The sequence below is a fragment of the Nitrospina watsonii genome (assembly GCF_946900835.1).
GTDB classification, from domain to species: domain Bacteria; phylum Nitrospinota; class Nitrospinia; order Nitrospinales; family Nitrospinaceae; genus Nitrospina; species Nitrospina watsonii.
In genome coordinates this window covers 2,565,111-2,582,846 of sequence record NZ_OX336137.1, presented here as the reverse complement: position 1 = coordinate 2,582,846, position 17,736 = coordinate 2,565,111, and the positions used below count along the sequence as shown (strand labels likewise).

Annotated in this window: 12 protein-coding genes and 1 riboswitch; of the genes, 9 read left to right on the top strand and 3 right to left on the bottom strand. The window is 60.0% G+C overall.

Translation table 11 applies throughout. The features are described from left to right. Positions 1 to 6 precede the first annotated feature (6 nt). Entirely contained in the window at positions 7 to 762 is a 756-nt protein-coding gene (gene cobS, locus QML71_RS12030) for an adenosylcobinamide-GDP ribazoletransferase (RefSeq protein WP_282012173.1), read from the bottom strand. A 259-nt stretch (positions 763 to 1,021) separates the two neighbouring features. Beyond that, positions 1,022 to 1,211: riboswitch (cobalamin riboswitch) on the bottom strand. Positions 1,212 to 1,418: 207 nt separating this feature from the next. Here cobS and QML71_RS12025 point away from each other — a divergent pair. From QML71_RS12025 to QML71_RS12005, 5 genes are read left to right on the top strand one after another with little or no spacing between them, the layout of a single operon-like run. Next, positions 1,419 to 2,795 carry an MmgE/PrpD family protein gene (locus QML71_RS12025; protein WP_282012172.1) on the top strand — a complete coding sequence of 459 codons (1,377 nt, stop codon included), beginning with the start codon at positions 1,419 to 1,421 and terminating at the stop codon, positions 2,793 to 2,795. Then, positions 2,792 to 3,640, top strand: a complete 849-nt coding sequence (locus QML71_RS12020) for an isocitrate lyase/PEP mutase family protein (RefSeq protein WP_282012171.1) — start codon at positions 2,792 to 2,794, stop codon at positions 3,638 to 3,640. The genes QML71_RS12025 and QML71_RS12020 overlap by 4 nt, the downstream gene beginning before the upstream one ends. Continuing rightward, complete coding sequence (locus tag QML71_RS12015; RefSeq protein WP_282012170.1) at positions 3,630 to 4,826, top strand: citrate/2-methylcitrate synthase; 1,197 nt, start codon at positions 3,630 to 3,632, stop codon at positions 4,824 to 4,826. The genes QML71_RS12020 and QML71_RS12015 overlap by 11 nt, the downstream gene beginning before the upstream one ends. A 36-nt stretch (positions 4,827 to 4,862) precedes the next feature. Beyond that, on the top strand, positions 4,863 to 6,128 hold the full coding sequence (locus tag QML71_RS12010; RefSeq protein ID WP_282012169.1) for a cobalamin-dependent protein: 1,266 nt from the start codon (positions 4,863 to 4,865) through the stop codon (positions 6,126 to 6,128). Continuing rightward, on the top strand, positions 6,118 to 7,869 hold the full coding sequence (locus QML71_RS12005) for a methylmalonyl-CoA mutase family protein (RefSeq protein WP_282012168.1): 1,752 nt from the start codon (positions 6,118 to 6,120) through the stop codon (positions 7,867 to 7,869). Before QML71_RS12010 ends, QML71_RS12005 begins: the two co-directional genes overlap by 11 nt. Before the next feature lie 19 nt (positions 7,870 to 7,888). Here the strand turns inward: QML71_RS12005 and QML71_RS12000 are convergent, their stop codons facing one another. Both QML71_RS12000 and QML71_RS11995 read right to left on the bottom strand, forming a co-directional pair. Next, positions 7,889 to 9,058 carry a thiolase family protein gene (locus QML71_RS12000; RefSeq protein ID WP_282012167.1) on the bottom strand — a complete coding sequence of 390 codons (1,170 nt, stop codon included), beginning with the start codon at positions 9,056 to 9,058 and terminating at the stop codon, positions 7,889 to 7,891. 42 nt (positions 9,059 to 9,100) lie between these two features. Continuing rightward, positions 9,101 to 12,955 (bottom strand): DUF6537 domain-containing protein, encoded by a 3,855-nt coding sequence (locus QML71_RS11995; protein ID WP_282012166.1) that lies wholly within the window; start codon positions 12,953 to 12,955, stop codon positions 9,101 to 9,103. Positions 12,956 to 13,437: 482 nt separating this feature from the next. On the opposite strand from QML71_RS11995, the gene QML71_RS11990 reads away from it, so the two are divergent. From QML71_RS11990 to QML71_RS11975, 4 genes are read left to right on the top strand one after another with little or no spacing between them, the layout of a single operon-like run. After that, the gene (locus QML71_RS11990; protein ID WP_282012165.1) at positions 13,438 to 14,850 is read left to right on the top strand and encodes a thiolase C-terminal domain-containing protein; all 1,413 of its coding nucleotides are present in this window, start codon (positions 13,438 to 13,440) and stop codon (positions 14,848 to 14,850) included. 3 nt (positions 14,851 to 14,853) lie between these two features. Further along, positions 14,854 to 15,453: a PhlB family protein gene (locus QML71_RS11985; protein WP_282012164.1), complete on the top strand. Its 600-nt coding sequence runs from the start codon at positions 14,854 to 14,856 to the stop codon at positions 15,451 to 15,453. An 18-nt stretch (positions 15,454 to 15,471) separates the two neighbouring features. Continuing rightward, positions 15,472 to 16,374 carry a 3-hydroxyacyl-CoA dehydrogenase family protein gene (locus QML71_RS11980; protein ID WP_282012163.1) on the top strand — a complete coding sequence of 301 codons (903 nt, stop codon included), beginning with the start codon at positions 15,472 to 15,474 and terminating at the stop codon, positions 16,372 to 16,374. A 3-nt stretch (positions 16,375 to 16,377) separates the two neighbouring features. Next, positions 16,378 to 17,736 carry an acyl-CoA dehydrogenase family protein gene (locus QML71_RS11975; protein ID WP_282012162.1) on the top strand — a complete coding sequence of 453 codons (1,359 nt, stop codon included), beginning with the start codon at positions 16,378 to 16,380 and terminating at the stop codon, positions 17,734 to 17,736.

Genomic DNA, 17,736 nt, shown 5'->3' with positions numbered 1-17,736 from the left:
ATACTTTCAAAGCGAGATGTTTTCGATGGAGGATGTGACGTGGTGGAACGCCGCCCCCACAATCAGTACTGCGGTTTCCACCGTCTCCGACAGCGCGCCCAGGGTGTCGCCGGTCATGCCGCCCAGCCGGCGATGGAAATAAATCAGCAGCAGTGCCGTGGTCACACCGAACGCCGCAAGCATCCACAATCCGGCACGCACATCGAACACAAACGGCAACGTCAGCGGCACCGCGCAACCGAGGCACCCATGAAATTTTTTATGCTGATACAGGGAAGAGCCCATGCTTTCGCCGCCGCGCGCATCGGACATGACCACCAGCGCGACGACCTGTGCCGAGCGCGCCAGCGCCGGAGCGAACAACAGCCACAGCCAGGCGGGGCCGCCGTCGAGGCCGTGAAGCGCGCCGACCTTGAGCAGCAGGCAGAAACCGAGGGTCGCCGCCCCCATCACGCCGATGCAGGAGTCTTTCATGATGGCGAGCATCTCGTTTTTAGGCCGATGCGAAAACAAGCCGTCTGCGCTGTCGGCCAGGCCATCGAGGTGCAACGCTCCGGTGACCATCGCCAGGAACAACACATCGAACATCGCGCGCAGCAAAGGTGGGAATAAGAGCGCAGCCGCTCCATCGACACCCACCAGCGCACCGCCTAAAAGCAATCCGACCAGCGGAAAGTGCATCACCATGCGGGCATCGAAGGATCGGCTGCCGGGGACGCGGAGGATCGATAAAAACGACAAGGCGGACAGGAAGGCGCTCATGGCTGGCGCTCCGGTTCCGACGCATTCCATGCATCCCAATGCGGCGCGCACGCTGTTCGATGGAGACGAGGCGGAGACGCAGACGGAGGACGGGCGTCCAATGAGCGGGCGTTCCCCGAGACGGGCGCCAATATGATAACAAGACGAGCTTCCACCGGAAATCCTTGCGTTCCAGTGAGAAGTCGGGCGAAAAAAAATCCCAGCCTGAAAACAGGATGGGATAGTCATCTACCCTCAACCTCTCAGTCCACGAAGAGTTTGAAAAACATTCGTTCAGCAAGGTCTTCTGGCTTCCGGTTCGACCTACTCGCCCCCACCTTCCCATTCGCACGCGAACAGTGGCATCGGAGGGTTTCGTCCCGGTTACAGCGGCGGGCCCGCGACGGATTCGCACCGTCTTCCCTTTGTTGAACAAATCATGTATTCAAATTTGAACTCATAAATAGCAGATTGCCGTCCTTTGTCAAATAGAAACTTGCGGTCTGCATGATGAGCGGCTTCTCCTTGCAGGTTTCCCTTTCCTTAAAAAGAGTTCTCTTAACTGTCTGCATTGCATGGATTGAGGATTGAAAAAATGGAATTTAGACTCTGTAAATTGACGTGCGGAGCCTCCCGGCAGGACCTATATTGAAACATGTAGGCTGGAGGGTTCGCCCATGGACCGCTATGAGCAGCAAATAACGCAGTACGTTGCCGGGTTGACCTACAACGATTTATCCGACCACGCCATCGCCTGCGCCAAGGAACGCTGGCTGGATAGTCTGGCGACCGCCTGGGCGGCGTACGATGCGCCCGCGGCGCAGGGCATGCGCGGATTTGCCACCTCGGCCACGGCTCTGCCCGGCGCCACCGTGCTGGGCACGGATCACAAGGCGCCGATGGATTACGCGACGCTGTATCTGGCGACGTTGATCCGCGCCCTCGACTGGAACGACACCTACCTCAACCGCGAACCGGCACACCCCAGCGACAACCTGGGTGCGGTGCTGACTGTGGCCGAAGCCGAAGGCCGCAGCGGCCGCGACCTGTTGCTTGCCACCGTCCTCGCGTATGAACTGCATTGCCGCCTGTGCGATGCCGCCGCACTCCGCAAAAAAGGCTGGGACCATGTGACCTACGGGTCGATCTCCTCCACCGTTGCAGCGGCGAAGCTGTTGGGCCTGTCGCCGGAGCAGACGCGGCACGCCCTCGGCATCGCCATCACCACCGGCAACTACCTGAGGCAGACGCGCATTGGCACCATCTCGCAATGGAAAGCCGCGGCCTTCGCGCAGGCGTCGCAGAACGCGGTGCGCGCCGCGTTGTATGTGAAGCACGGGCTCACCGGGCCCAGCGACATCTTCGAAGGTCAGCACGGATTCATCAGGCAGATCACGCAGGGCGAGTTCGATCTCGCCGAACAGTTCGGCGGGCAGGGCCGTCAAGAGTTCAAGATCGTCGATACCTACATCAAATATTTTCCCGCCGAGTACCATGCGCAAAGCGCCATCTGGGCGGCATTGGAACTGCGTGAGGACATGGGGCCGGACAACGTGGCGAACATTGAGCGTATTCACGTGGAAACGAGTTTTCATTCCTACGAAATCATCGGCAAGGAACCGGAGAAATGGCATCCGCAAACCAAGGAAACTGCCGACCACAGTCTGCCCTACATCGTGGCGGTGGCGCTCATGGATGGTGACATCACTCTCGATCAATTCGATGCGGTGCATCTGGGTGACACGGCGCTTCAGGCGCTGGTGCAGAAAGTGAGCGTCTCGGAAAATCCGCATTACACCGGGATTTACGGCCGTTCGTTTCCGAACAAAGTCACGGTCACACTGAAAAACGGCAGTATCTACGAACAGGAAGTGGTCGATCCGAAAGGCCATCCCAACAACCCGCTCAAACCCAAGGAACTGGAAAAGAAATTCCGCGATGCTGCCGAACGCTGGTTGAGCGTCGATCAGCAGGACCGGGTGGTGGAAATGGTGTGGCGGCTGGATGAAGTCGAAGATCTCGGTCTGTTGATGCGATCCATGGTGGTGTCATGATCTCCACACCTTCGTTCCGCAAGCTGTTGACGGCGCACAAAAAACCGCTGGTGCTGCCGGGCGTGTACAACGCCTTCACCGCAAAGCAGGTAGCGGCGATGAACTTCCCCGCGCTGTATGTATCCGGGGCGGCGCTGGCCAACAGCATGGGCGTGCCGGATGACGGCACGCTCGGTCTCGATGAGTTCACCGGTCTTGGCAAATGGATCGTGCGGGCGGTGGACATTCCGGTGTTGTGCGATGCCGACACGGGATTTGAAGATATCGAAGTCACGGTGCACCGTTACATCGAAACCGGGTTTGCCGCTATTCAGATCGAGGACCAGTTGTTTCCCAAACGCTGCGGTCACTTGCAGGGCAAGCAAGTGGTTCCGGTGGAAGACATGGAAGCCCGGCTGCAGAAAGCGGTTGCGGTGCGGGACCGGTTGAACCCGGAGTTCGTCATCGTCGCCCGCACGGACGCACGCGGTGCGGACAACATCGACGCCGGCCGCCAACTGGATGAGTGCATCGACCGCGGCAATCGTTACCGCGAGGCCGGAGCCGATGTGATCTTCCCCGAGGCATTGAAGGATGCCGATGAGTTTTCCCGCGTGCGGCGCTTCGTGCCCGGACCGCTGCTCGCCAACATGACCGAGTTCGGGCAGACGCCGTTGATGGACACCTGTGAGTTTGCGGAGTTGGGATACGATATCGTGATTTTTCCGGTTTCGTTGTTCCGGTTTCACGCCGGATGGACGCGTGTCTTGCTTTCGACCCTGCTCAAGGATGGCAGTCAGAAAACCCAACTGGCGCACATGATGAACCGAAAAGAAATAAATGGAATCTTGAACTATGAACCCTAATACCGAAGTGTTGCATACCGTGGACAACGGCCTGGACGGGGTTCCTGTCTGCACCTCCGACATTTCCCTGACCACCGTGGATCATTCCGGAAAGCCCATTCTGCTTTACCGGGGATACAGCATTTACGATCTCATTGAGGGACCGTTCGAGGAAACCGTGTATCTGTTGCTGAACGGAACCCTGCCGAACCGGCAACAGCTGGACGCGTTCTCGCGCCAGATCAAAGAGCATTCGCGGCTGGATCAGCGCGCCATCGACCATCTCCGCAGTTATCCCAAAGGCGTGAACATGATGGACTTGTTGATGACGTCCTTGTCGTTCGTGCGCATGCTGGATGCGGATTATGAAAACACCTTGTGGCAGACGCCGAAAAAAGACGATGACCTGGCAGCGCTGCTTCTGAATGCGGGGGTGCGACTGGGTGCGCAGATCCCGGCGCTCATCACCGCGGGCTGGCGCATCCAGCAGGGGCTGGAGCCCATCGCTCCGGACCCGGAATTGTCGTTCGCCGCCAACCTGCTGCACATGCTGGACATCGCTCCGGAACCGGAATGGGTGAATGCGCTCAACACGGTTTTGATCTTGTATCTCGACCACACCATCAACTGTTCCACCTTCACGGCGCTGGTGGTGGAGTCGTCGATGACCGATCCCTATACGCCGCTGATCGCCGCCGGTGCGCCGCTCAAGGGCGTGCGTCATGGCGGCGCTAATGAGCTGGCCGCCCTCATGTTCGAGGAAATTGGAACGCCTGGCAAGGCACGGTCTTACATCATGAACAAACTGGAGAACGGAGAACTGATCTTCGGCTTCGGCCACCGCTTGCCTCATTACAAGCATCAGAAAGAATCGCGCGTCACCATCGCCGAGCGCATCGGCCGGCCGCTGGCCGACAAAAAGGGTCTGGGGCACCTCTTCGAGATTTACGACCTCATCGGCGACATCATGCTTAAAGAAAAGGACCGCGCGCCCAACGCCGACCTGCCCATTTGCCTGCTGTTGAAGGTTCTGGGCGTGCCCCGGGAACTGAACACGCCGATCTTCCAGGCCAGCCGCCATTTCGGCTGGTTGGCCAACATCCTGCGGCAACGCAGAGCGAAAGGGCCGCTGTTCCGCCCCACGCAGGAATACACGGGTCCGGACATCGACCGGATGCGGGCGTACGTTCCGTTGAACCGGCGGTGACGCGACCCAATCAACCGCAACCAGAGTGGATACGTCATGCCGCTGCCACGCCATAAAATCCGGGGATTTCTCGGTATCAAAAGCAACGACGGCCACGACGCGCCGTTGTTGATCGTCGCCGATGCGTTGAAGCAGGCCGGCATTGAAGTCATTCTCGGCGGCTACGACCTGACGGTGGATAAATTCGTCAACGCCATCGTGCAGGAAGGCGTTCAGTTTGCCGGCATCAGTTCCTACAACGGCGGGCACATTCCGTTTTTCCGGGCGGTGCGCGACCGGTTGCAGGCCGCCGGGCATCCGCACATCCATCTCATCGGCGGTGGCGGCGCCACGTTTCTTGAGCAGGACATCACCCTGCTGGAACGGGAAGCCGGCATCGATAAAATTTTCAAAAGCGGCGAGGGCGGAGCCAGTGCCGCGTTCATCCAGTCCCGCTACAACTTTTCCACCGTGCCGGAACGGCTGGACGACTTGCCGGAAAGGGCGCGATCGGGAGACAGTGCGGCTGTGGCCCAGCTTCTGAATGTGGCGGAAGAAAAAGCCTGGCTGCAAACGCTGCTGGACGCGACATCGCAATTGGAAAACGGCGAAAGGGTTCCGGCCAGTGCCGAGCGTTCCGACTGGCGGGAGCGCATCCGTTATTTTGAAGATTGCCTGGCGGCACTGAACACGGCGGCGAATGGGGTGACGGTGTATGGAATTGCCGGGCGGGGTGGCTGCGGCAAGAGCACGTTGCTCGATGAATTGCTGTTTCGCTGGTTTCAGGATGCACGCAACACCCATCGCCGCGTTGCCGTGCTGGCCATCGACCCATCGTCGCAGAGCACGGGCGGGGCGCTCCTGGCCGACCGCATCGCCTACATGTATGCCACCGACAAAAACTGGGTGGATACGGACCGCATCTTCACCCGCAGTGTGGCGGCGCGGGGTTACGGCGAAGGGCTGGCGCGGGCGTTGCCGGACATGATCCGCATCTTCAAAGCCTCCGGGTACGATGTGTTCGTCGAGACCTACGGCATCGGTCAGCCGGATGCGGGCATCGTGGACCTCGTGGACAAAGCCGTGCTGGTGACCACGCCCGACTTGGGCGGTCCGTACCAGTTGATGAAAGAGGAATTGTTGAATCGCTCCGGCGTGTTCGTGGTGTTGAACAAAAGCGAGTTGCCGGGCGCGCGCCGGGCGCAAAGCCTGCTGCGGTCCCGCGTTCCCGAACGCAACCTGTTCGCCACCACCGCCACCGAGCACCGCAATCCGGGAGTCGATGCTCTCTACCGGGAGGTGGTGGAATCCCATGACCGCTAGTCTGCTTGTCAGAATTGTGAAGGCCAACGAGGCCTATCAGGAATCCATCGAGGGTTCTGTGCTGAGGGCGAAGTCCGATTCCGCTTACCAGCAGGAGCTTCTCAAGCTGTGGAAGGACAAAGTAGAACGTCTGCGCGAGCACACGCTGCCTAGTGGAACCACGATCCCTTTGATCGCTTTGCCGCAGATCGACCATCCGGCGCAGATCGCGCGCTACCAGGGGGAATGGGGCTTCCCCGGCGAGTTTCCGTACGGCGTGTCGATCTACCCGCAGGCGTTTTTGATCGTCGAAGGCCAACGCGGGCATGAGGAACCGACGCGCCTGTTCGCCGGACTGGGATCGCCGGAGATGACCAACGAACGGTTTCATTATATTGTCCAGAGCCAGCAGTCGAAACGCCTGAGTACTGCGTTTGACACCAACACCCTGCTGGGCCGGAGCGCCGACGATCCCGACTACTTTTTTGATATCGGCGAAGGCGGCGTGTCGGTCTCCACTTACGAAGACGTGAAAACGTTGTACCAGGGGTTTCTGAAAGACGACGTCAGCATTTCCATGACCATCAACGGCCCGTCGTTGTGGATGACCGCCGCCCGTCTGCAAGCGGCAGAGGAAGCCGGGCAGAATTTGAAATCCGTGCGCGGCACGTCGCAGACCGATCCCTGTAAGGAAGACGACGCGCAGAACGAACTCCTGTTCCCTCTCGACAAGTCCATCCGCCTGGCCATGGACATGTTCGAATGGTGCCTGCGCAATGCGCCTGCGTATTACCCGATCAATGTCAGCGGCTATCACATCGAACAGAAAGGCGCGACCCCCATTCAACAGGCGGCGTTCACGCTGGCCAACGGGTTTCTGTATGTGGAGGAGGCCTTGCAGCGCGGTTTGGATATCAATGTGGTGGGACGCCGTTTGCCCTTTTTCTTCACCTCCGGCCTCGATTTCGAATACATCGCGTTGTTGAGTGCAGCCCGGCGTTGCTGGGCGGTGGCGATGAAAGACGTGTATGGCGCCGAAGATCCTTCAGCGCAGAAACTCAAGGCCCACATTCAGACTTCCGGGCGCAGCCTGCATGAGCGCGAGTACCTGAACAACATCACCCGCACCGCGCTGGAATTGTTCTACGCCTTGTTGAATTATCCGCAGGCCCTGCACAGCAATTCCTACGACGAACCGTTCACCATCCCGACCGAACAGAGCGTGCGCATCGCCTCCGACGCGCAGGCGATCCTGCTGGAGGAGATGGGCGGGTTTCGGGACATGATGGGATTTTTGAGCGACAGTTCCGGCCGCTTTCAGGCGTACCGCAAGGTGCTGGATGGCATTCTGGATTACTTCCGCCGCATCGATGACCTGGGGGGCGTGATGCAGGCGAAGGCGGAAGGTTTTTTCCGCGACGAGATCGCGCAATCTTCGGCGCGTTATGAGGAACAGGTGGAGAGCGGGCGCCGCCCGATCGTGGCGGTCAATTGCTATCAACGGCCGGAAGGGGAGAAGCCGCATGTCGAACGCACGGAAATCTCCACGGCTTTGAAACGGGAACGCGCGCAGGCTGTGAAACGGTTTAAAGAGCAACGCGATCCGCGCCGGGTGCGCGATCACTTGTGCCAGCTCAAAGCCACCGCTGAAGCGGGCGGTAACGTGTTTGCGGTCACGCTCGGCATGGTGAAAGAAATCACGCTGGACGAATGGACCCGCGCTTTGCAGGAAGTGTACGGATTGTATCGGCGCAAGTTGTGAAGCCGGGCGACCGCCGTTTTCAGTCCAGGCGTTCGACGCCGAGCGCCACCGCCTCGCCGCCACCCAGGCAGATGGCGGCCACGCCTTTTTTCAGATTGCGGGCCTGGAGCGCGTACAACAGGGTCACCAGGATGCGCGCACCGGACGCGCCGATGGGGTGGCCCAGCGCCACTGCGCCCCCGTTCACATTGACCTTGCCGCGATCCAAATGCAGCGCATCGCACACGGCGAGCATGGCAACGGAGAAGGCTTCGTTGATTTCGAACAGATCGATGTCCTCGATGCGTGCGGGCCACTGTTTCAGCAGGTGCGTGATGGCTTCGATGGGCGCAACGGGGAATCGATCGGGTTCCGTGGAAAACGTGGCCTGGCCCACGATGCGCGCCAGCGGATGCCGTGCGGCGTCTTCACGACCGATCACCAGAGCCGCCGCGCCGTCGTTGATCTTCGAGGCGTTGCCGGCGGTGACGCATCCGGTATCGCTCAGGAATGCAGGAGGCAAGGTGGGCAGGCGTTCGAGATCGTTGGCAAAGGGCTGCTCGTCCTTGTCGAAGAGCGTCGTTCCGGTTTTGGTTTCGACAGGAACACCCACGATTTCGTGCGAGAAGCGGCAGTTCTCCTGCGCGTCGCGGGCGCGGCGGTAGCTCTCCAGCGCGTAATCATCCTGTGCCTTGCGGCTGTATCGCTCTGAAAGGTTTTCGGCGATCTCGCCCATGTGGCAGTGGCCGAAGCTGTCCCACAAGCCATCGACGATGAGGCTGTCCAGCACTTCGATGTGGCCGAGGCGGTGTCCCTGCCGGGAACCCGGCAACAGGTGCGGCGCCAGGCTCATGTTCTCCATGCCTCCGGCAACGATGCACTCGGAGCGAGCCAGCCGGATGGCGTCGTCCGCCAGCATGACCGCCTTCAGTCCGGAGCCGCACACTTTGTTGATGGTGAGCGCGCCGACACGGGAAGGCAACCCCGCATGGATCGCCGCCTGCCGGGCTGGGGCCTGCCCCAGTCCGGCGGACACCACATTGCCCATGATGACTTCCCCGACCTGGTCCGGCGAAAGGCCGCTGCGTGCCAGCGCTTCACGAATCGCCATCGCACCCAGTTGTGGCGCGGGAATGCGGCTCAGCGCGCCGCCGATTTTGCCGATCGGCGTGCGGGCCGCTCCGTAGATATAAGTGGAGTTCTTTTTCATGATGCCTGCACCGTGCTCCCTGTAAGGAGGGTCTGTTCGGTTTCATCCCGGAGTGGAAACCGGTTCGACCGCCCGTTGTTCCGACCACCGCTCGGTGCTTTTCAGCGGCGCGGCGGAAAAGGTTTGCAGCATTTGTTGATAATGATCCCGCCAGAAGGCTTCCGCCTGTTCGGTGTGGAGTTCCTTGACCATTTCGTAACCGCTGGCTTTCGCCGGATAGGCGGCCGCTTCGCAGGCGGTGTGATAATTTTTTTCGTTCAGCAAGGGAATGAGTGACCACATGCGCCGCCGGTAGATGTCCATGGCGCGGCGCTCGCGCTTTCGCATATCGCTGAACCGGCAGAACACGTCGAACGGGGTACCGCGTAAAAATTTGAAGTGACGGAGCAGTTTCAGCGACCAGCCGGGGAATTCCCATTTACCGTCCTGCTCGAACCGGTTGCGGATGTACCGCCAACTCCGGATGAATGGAATCTGTTCGAGAATCGGCGGACGGAGCAGGAACCGGATCTTTTTGATTTCTCCGGGTGCGTACAGGCGGGTGATCGCCTGGATTTCTTCCGGCCGTGTCAACAGATCCGCCACGCGGTACTCGTCCTTGTAGGCCATCACGTGATAAAGGTGGTCGGCGACGGATCGGGTGAAGTTCAATTCCCGGTCCGGAAAACAGGCGGCGTCGAAACGGGAAATTTCTTCCACAAATTCGACGAACTGGTGCGCGTAGTCGGCATCCTGGAACCGGAACAACTCGAACACCTGACGCGCGAATTTGGACCGGTATTCGGTTGCAAACGGTACCTGCCGCGCCAGCGCATCGAACCGCGGTCGTTGCCAGAAAGGAAGCCGTTGCCTGAAATCGCGGAGACGGTCTTCGTAAGTCGGAGGTCTGGGGAACGCTAGCGCCAGAACTTTTTGCGGATCCATGGCATACAGGCGGCCGAAGCGGAAGGCCAGCAGGTTGATGTCCACTTCCACCCCATTTTTACGAATGCCTTCTTCAATGCTGTCCGGATTCTCAATCGGAAAATTGCCGATACTCTGGAACGCCACGCCAAGCAGGAACAGGTTGGTCGGTTTGTGGTCCATGAACAGGGATTCGACGATGTCCGTGGCGTTCACGTAAATGTTGTGTGCGGCGTCGGTGTGGGCATCGATCACCTGCTGCAGCGACTCGACCGATGGGTATTCGGCCTTGCCGACGATCATGGGCATGGTCGGCACTTTGGCGGTATTGATGATGGCGCGGGTTTTGGACCGGGATGCGGCCTGCAGGTTGTCGGGATTGACCGCACCGATCAAATCCGAGCAGATGTATAAACTCGCGCCGCCCGCCTCGATCTTGAATCCTTCACGCAGGTCGTGTCCCGCGTAGGCGATCTTCAGATTGTTGCGCACCTCGCCGCCCTTCTGCGACAGGCCGGTGTCGTCTTCCTTGACGATGTTGCGTCCTTCCGTGGTGGCGGCGCGCGCCAGGATTTCGTAGGCCGTCATCAGGCCCCATCCACCGATGCCGACGGAGTACACTTCGTACACCTCTTTCGGATCGATATGGCGTTCGGGCACAGGCAGCGACTGCACATGCTGTTTCAGCGCATCGAGGTTCGGCGATTGGAACGGTGTGCCGGTGCGCGTGTACACCTTGACGTAAGACGGGCAGTCGCCCTTGGTGCAGGCCATGTCCTGAATGCATGAGAACTGGTGGATGCGGACTTTGGGCCCGAATTCGGTGTCCGTCTTCCATACCGAACTGCATTTGGCCTCGACCCCGCAGTCGCCGCAGTCTTCGCAGACCTCTTTGTTGACGTGGACCCGGTAACGTGGAGCCAACTCCTCGTTGCGTCGGCGCTCCCGCATTTTTTCAATGCCGCATTTCTGCACGTACCAGATCACGCTCAGTCCGGGCTTGTTGGAAAACTCCTCTTTGACGCGCAGCGTCTCGGATTTCGGGTACACCTCGATGCCGTAGCGTTTTTTGAAATGCTTGAATTCCTCCGGCGCCTCCGCCACCACGGCGATGTGCTCGATGCCTTCGCGCTGAATGGTGGCGATCGCCGCTTCCGGGTCGTCCTGTCCCACCGGACGCTGGCCGCCGGTCATGGCGACGACGCTGTTGTCCACATACAGCAATGTCTGGTGCGTGTCATCGATGTCGTAATGTTCCTTGAGATGGGCGATGGCGTCGCGGATGAAATTGATGTTCAGCCGGGCCGAATGGAAATAGGTGCCGTCGCCGCAACCCTGATCGGCATGCATGCGGAAACTGAACGCCGAGGCGCCCATCCATAACAGGCCTTCGCTCTCCATCGGGCCCACCACCACAGAGCGGTTGCTGGCCAGCGAGTCGATGATCGACATGGTCGAGCAGCCGATGCCGATGCCCATGAGGTGCTTCGGCGTGATTTCGATGGAGACGGGATTGCCGTCCAGATCCCGCGTCTGCACCGTGGTGGCGTCCACCGTGCCTTCGCGCAGATGGTGTCCGGCGATTTCCAACGCCGTGCGGTGCTGGCAGCCGGAGCAGTAAGCGGGCGGGCGTTTGATGGTGAACGGCAAATCGAGTTCGGTGTACCGGCGGTGTTCGCCCAGCAGTGTATCGAGGTGCCGGTTGCGAAATGCCGGTTTCAATGCCAGGCGCGGCCCCAGAATCTGCGCAATCCGGTCCGAATCCAGGTTGCCGTTCGCCGGGAACAGCGTCCCCCCGTTTTCATCCTGCTTGCCGACGATGACGGGCTTGTGAGTGTCGTTGAACAGTTCGTTCTTGATGTGGGATTCGTAGAACGGACGTTTTTCCTCGATGACGATCAACTCCTTCTTGCCGCGGGCGAACTCGCGTAAAGACGTCATGTCCGCGGGCCAGGTGATGAGCGGTTTGAATATTTCCACCTCGGTGTCCGCGATGTTCAACTCCTTCAATGCGCCCAGCAGGTCGTAATAACTCTTGCCGGTGGCGACGATGCCGAAATCGGATTTCAATTCGCGGTTGTACCATTGGTCGAGACCGAACATCCGCGAAATTTCCGCCACCATCGGCAGTTTGGAATAGAGCAGTTCCGATTCATTGGCCAGCACGCTGGGCGGCAGCAGCACCGGGCTGAAGTGACGCGAGTAGTCCTGATGGTGTTCCAGAAAATCCAGAAATTTTTCGGCCAGCTCCGCGTCTTCGTCCGGGTTCAGCAGGAACTCCTGCGATCCGTCGCAGACATAGGTTTCGAGTTTCAGATTGATGGCGAGGCCGGACAGCATCGACACCAGCATGGCGCGCTTCCCGGCTTCGAGGATTTCCTGGATGTTGCCGGGATACGCCGTCGGGACGTGGTTGGCGTAGTGAATGAAATCGGTCTGGTGCGGCGTGGTGCTGCTTTTGCTGGTGTGGTCGTCACCGCTGATGAAGTACGCAGCGCAAAATTGATCGAGGCCCGCCATCTGCATGTGGTCCTGCACGTCGGCGATGCGGCGCACGCCGGGTCCTTTGCCATACCAGGCGCCGAGGACGCCATCGACTTTCGACGGGCCGAACAGGCGGTGAATCTGACTGCCCCACATCATGTTGGCTCCGGCTTCCTCGTTGCCGCCGGGTACGTGCAGGATGTGCCACTCCTTGAGCAACGCATACACTTTGCGCAGGTTGATGTCGAGTCCACCCAGCGGACTGCCTTCATAACCGGAAATGAAATAAGCAAAGCGCTTTTCGGGGTAGATGGTTTGCAGCAGGCGCAGGTTGTCGAAATTCAAACGCACGAGCGCCTGGATGCCGGTGAGGTGAATGGGCCCTTCCGTTGTCAGGTAACGTTCTTCTTCAAGGGAAACCTGTTTGCGCGGCGTCCTCCGCATCCGGCCCGCATTGAGATCGGTTCCGGACGGTTTGTCCTTTTTCCCATTCTTGAAATGAATTCTCATAGCCAACTCCCTTGAGGTTGGGAAGCAAGGGGGTGCCCGCCCCGGCCGGAAACGGCTTCACTTCCGTGCCTTCCGGGACCCCGGGTTGTACCGGCGCGCTTCCATTGAATTCCGCATTTCCTCAAAGAACCAACGCAATCCATCAATGCACTCATAATTAAATTAGGCCTCGCCATAACGATTCGCCAACCTTTTTGCGCTGTTGTGAGGTTTGAAAAAACAGGGGTTGAATTCAAGTGAAGGGGCCACCCTTCCCTCGTCGAGATATTGCGAATCCGGTCATCTGGAACGCCGCGGGATTTTTGAACCGGGGGCTTCACCATTAAAAAGGGACAACACCCGATCTTTAAAGCGTTCCCGGGAACGACCGCCATGCCGTGACCGGGCTCCGTTTGCAGGAAGCGTGCATCGAGCTGTGCAGTTTCGTTGAAAACTTTCTTTGCGGGCACCATATTAATTAAAGAATGTATGGAGGTACGACCATGGCCGGAAAATTGGAGCGAAACGTGATGCTTGTTTCCGGAGGCAAGGTGGATTATTTCGCCAAAGCCAACCCGGACCTGATGTTCTATGAAATGACCATGCAGGCGGTGCGGGAAGCCGTGGCCGACCTCGGTCTCAAGCCGAAAGAGTTCCGTTCCCTGCTGAAAGAGCGCGGCGGGATCATCACCACCCACTTCGCCGATCACTTTGCCGGGCAGTTGCTGGGCGAGGCGTTGACACGCGATTACCTCGGCCTCAACCCGGTGGAGTCCTACCGCGTGGTGGGCGGTGGTGCGACGGGGGGGCTGGGTGTGCAGGCGGCGATCGAAAAGGTGGCTTCCGGCCGTGCCGACATCGTGCTGGCGGTCGGTTACGAAAAGATGTCGGAGGTGGACACCTTCCAGGGCAACGAGTTCATCGCGTTGGCGTCGGACACGGTGACGGATTTTCCCAACGGCGGATTTTATCCCCTCTACTACGCGGCGATGGCGCAGGCCTACCTCGACACCTTCGTTGGCAAAACCGTCTCGGCAGAAGACCTGCGTGCGGCGTTTTCCAAAATCGCGGTGATGATGCGCAACAACGCACAGTACAACCGCCGCGCCCAGACCTCGCACGAAAACCCGTACGCCACCGCCTCGACCAGCGGATTCATCACCGTCGATCAGGTGGAGCAGTCGGGCATCGTCGCCACTCCTTCCTACCGGTTGGACTGTTGTTTGATGACCGACGGGGCGTCGGCGTTGATTGTGGCAACGGAAGAGTTGGCGAAAGAGTTCACCGACAAGCCGGTGCGGGTGACGGGATTGGGCAACGGCACCGACTGCATGCGCACCGGGGAACGGCCGCGCCGGCGGGGTGGTCTGGTGAAAGAAAACCTCCTCCTGCCGCACGAGGAAAACGATCCGGAACGCGTCGCCTACTACGAAACGCTGGTGTATCCGGGACTGCATTCGTTCCGCGCCGGACGCTGGGCGGCGAAGAAGGCGTACGAGATGGCGGGCATCCGCACCGATCCTTTGGAATACTTCGACCTCATCGAAATCCACGACGCGTTCGTCATCTCCGTGGTGCAGACGATGGAAGACCTGGGTATGGTGCCGTACGGCCATGCCTGTCACCTGTTCAACGAACTGCCGCTCAATGACGGCAAGGTGCCGATCAATCCGAAGATCGGCGGCGAGCGCGGATTGTATGTCAATCCGTCCGGGGGATTGATCGGGCAGTTGCACGGCGTCGGCGCCACCGGCAACGCGCAGGCGGTGGATGTGCTCTGGCAGATGCAGGGCCGGGTCGAAGAGAAATACGGCCACGCGGAAACGCAGGCGCCGCACGTGGAGCGGGCGCTGTTTCACAGCCACGCTGGAACGGGAAGCGATATCACGGTGACGACCGTGGAGAAAGGATGGTAGCTCATGCCGGTCAACGATTCGTATCTGGATCCGAAAGACAGGGCGTATGCCCCGGCGAAAACCGAGGTGGTGATGGTGCGCCGCCAGGTTTCCATCGATTACAAAAAAACGTATGGCGGCATCTCGCCCTACATCAATGGCATCATGGGTGGAACGCGGGCGCGCCTGTTGTTCACCTTCTGCGAAAACGCGGAGGGGCACGACTTCGGTAAGGTGTTGCGCTTCCAGGTGCCGCGCACCGATTGCCCGGAATGCTACGGGCGCACGGAGTGGGCGGCGCTTCCCGGCGAGACGCGGTTTTTCATCGACACCCTGTCCACGGCGGTGGAACTGGCGGGCATCTCCTTCAAGGACCGCCTGCCGGTGACGGTGGCGTGGGTGCGCGCGCACCTGCCGGATACGGAATTCACCGAGCTCGACACGCTGGTGGCGGGCATGGTGGACAGCGACGATTACAAAAAACGGAAGCGCGGCGACGAACTCAGGCCGGTGTTCCGCGACGACCCCATCGCCAATTTCAGCGACGTCATGTGGGTGCTCGCGGGCACGCCGCGGAAAGCGTTTCCGGAAGGTTACGTCGCCAGCAAACACTACCCGGTTTGAAATTTTCAGGACAAAACGATGATTCCAAAAATCGTGGGCGTTGTGGGAGCGGGGCAAATGGGAAGCGGCATCGCCCAGGTGCTGGCGGAGGCCGGCCTGGGCGTCCTGCTTTACGACTCCGTTCCGCGCCAGGTTGAACAAGGACTCGACGCCATCCGCCTGCGTCTGGAAAAACGAGCGGCGAAGGGGGATTTTCCGGAGGAGGGAATGCAGGACGCCGTCCACCGGGTGATCGGGGTGAAGACGTTGAAAGAGTTTCATGATGCGGAGTTCATCATCGAAGCGGTGGTGGAGGACGCGGCGGAAAAGAAAAAGCTGTTCGCGTGGCTGGCGGACATTGTTGACGCCTCCACCCTGCTGGCGTCGAACACGTCGTCCATTCCCATCACCGAGCTGGCGGCGGTGACGCGTCACCCGGAAAACGTGATCGGGTTCCATTTCATGAACCCGCCGTTTCTGATGCCGGGCATCGAGGTCGTGCGCGGCCTGTTGACCTCCGACGCCACCTTCGCCGCCGCCAGGGAACTGGCCCGGCATTTGGGTAAAGAGGTCGTGGTGTCGAAAGACCGCGCGGGGTTTGTGGTCAATCGTATATTGATGCCGATGATCAACGAGGCCGTGATGCTTGTGGGCGAGGGCACGGCGTCGATCGAAGATATAGACCGCGGAGGGTTGGCTTGCCTGAACCATCCGATGGGGCCGCTGGCCCTGTCGGACACCATCGGCAACGACACGACGCATCACATCCTGTCGGTGATGCAGCAGGAGCACGGCGAGCGGTTTCGCCCGGCGCCGCTGCTCACCCGGCTGGTGGAGGCGGGGATGTTCGGCAGAAAAACGTCCGCCGGATTTTATGAATGGCAGGGCAACTCGATCCAGCGCGTCAATCCGAGGGTGCTGGAGTTTCGGGACGCGGGGTGACCCATGAGCTACGCCATCAGTGCGCAGAAAGATATCCTGACCCTGATGTACGGGGACGCAACGCATAGCGAGATGCTCGACGCGTTCGCCAAGCTGGTGGAAGAGCGCGTGCTTCCGGCGGAGATGGCGACGGAGGTGGCGCGCGCCGCCAATCCTTTACACGAGTTTCGCGCACAACTTTTGGCCGAGGACACGCTCGATGCAAACGCGGTGGAATCGGTGTACGAGAAGGCACGGTCCAAACGCAAGGTGCCAGACACCGTGTTCCAGCAGATCGTGGAGTCGGGCCTCACCACCATGCCGTTTGCGGAGGAGCTCGGAGGACTCGACCTGCCGTTTCCCCTGTTCATCGCGTTCCTGGAAACCTTGGGCAAGGCGTCGCCCAGCATCGGCGTGCGCTACGCCATCTCCAACACGGTGGCGGAGGGACTGAAGTTCAATTATCACGCAGGCCGCCTGTCCGATTACGGGCGGAGCATGCTGGAAGCGCTGGTCTCCGGCGAGCACCTGGCGGCGTTCTGCCTGACCGAGGCGTCGGCGTCGGGGTCGAACATCATGCAGGAGATGGCGACGCGCGCCGTGCTGAACGGCGGCGGCAGTGAGTACACGCTGACGGGCAACAAGTTCTGGATCACCAACGCCGAGTCGGCGACGGTGTTCGGCGTGTTCGCGCGCACGTCGAAAGACCCGCGCCACGGGGTCAGCCTGTTTCTGGTCGAACGCGCGCAGGAAGGGTGCCGCACGGGACAGGTGTTCGAGAAGTACGTGGTGGAAAATTCATCTTTCGGCGAGATCGTGTTCAACGAAGTCAAACTGCCGCTCGACCACATGGTGGGGCAGGAAGGCTTCGGCATGGACTACGCCATGCGCATGCTGAACTCCGGCCGCATCACCATTGCCGCCTTGGCCACGGGTCTGGCGCAACGCGCGTTCGAGGAATACCTGGAGGTGGCGGTCGAAGGCAAGAAGACCGCCGGACGGCACTTGATCGAATTCGACCGCACCAAGGCAAAGGTCGCCGAACTATCGACGGAAATCCATGCGGCCCGCGGCATGACCTACCACGCGGCGTGGATGAAGGACCAGTATGATAAAAATGCCAGCGACGGCGACCTGCGTTCCCGTTACGTCATCGCCGCCAACAGCGCCAAGCTGAAAGCCGCCGCGGTGGCGCAGAAGGCGTGCAACTACCTCATCCAGATCTGGGGCGCGAGTTCCGTGGTCAAGGAAAACCGCGCGATGAAGCATTACCTCGATTCATGGCTGTATTACTTCGGCGAGGCGGTGCCGGAGGTTCTGGAGAACACGCTGTCGCGCATGGAAGTGAAACGCTACAAAGCGCGGAAAGGATTGCAGGACTGA

Coding starts and splice junctions, on each gene's coding strand:
- cobS (WP_282012173.1), bottom strand. CDS start 762: ATGAGCGCCTTCCTGTCCGCCTTGTCGTTTTTATCGATCCTCCGCGTC.
- QML71_RS12025 (WP_282012172.1), top strand. CDS start 1,419: ATGGACCGCTATGAGCAGCAAATAACGCAGTACGTTGCCGGGTTGACC.
- QML71_RS12020 (WP_282012171.1), top strand. CDS start 2,792: ATGATCTCCACACCTTCGTTCCGCAAGCTGTTGACGGCGCACAAAAAA.
- QML71_RS12015 (WP_282012170.1), top strand. CDS start 3,630: ATGAACCCTAATACCGAAGTGTTGCATACCGTGGACAACGGCCTGGAC.
- QML71_RS12010 (WP_282012169.1), top strand. CDS start 4,863: ATGCCGCTGCCACGCCATAAAATCCGGGGATTTCTCGGTATCAAAAGC.
- QML71_RS12005 (WP_282012168.1), top strand. CDS start 6,118: ATGACCGCTAGTCTGCTTGTCAGAATTGTGAAGGCCAACGAGGCCTAT.
- QML71_RS12000 (WP_282012167.1), bottom strand. CDS start 9,058: ATGAAAAAGAACTCCACTTATATCTACGGAGCGGCCCGCACGCCGATC.
- QML71_RS11995 (WP_282012166.1), bottom strand. CDS start 12,955: ATGAGAATTCATTTCAAGAATGGGAAAAAGGACAAACCGTCCGGAACC.
- QML71_RS11990 (WP_282012165.1), top strand. CDS start 13,438: ATGGCCGGAAAATTGGAGCGAAACGTGATGCTTGTTTCCGGAGGCAAG.
- QML71_RS11985 (WP_282012164.1), top strand. CDS start 14,854: ATGCCGGTCAACGATTCGTATCTGGATCCGAAAGACAGGGCGTATGCC.
- QML71_RS11980 (WP_282012163.1), top strand. CDS start 15,472: ATGATTCCAAAAATCGTGGGCGTTGTGGGAGCGGGGCAAATGGGAAGC.
- QML71_RS11975 (WP_282012162.1), top strand. CDS start 16,378: ATGAGCTACGCCATCAGTGCGCAGAAAGATATCCTGACCCTGATGTAC.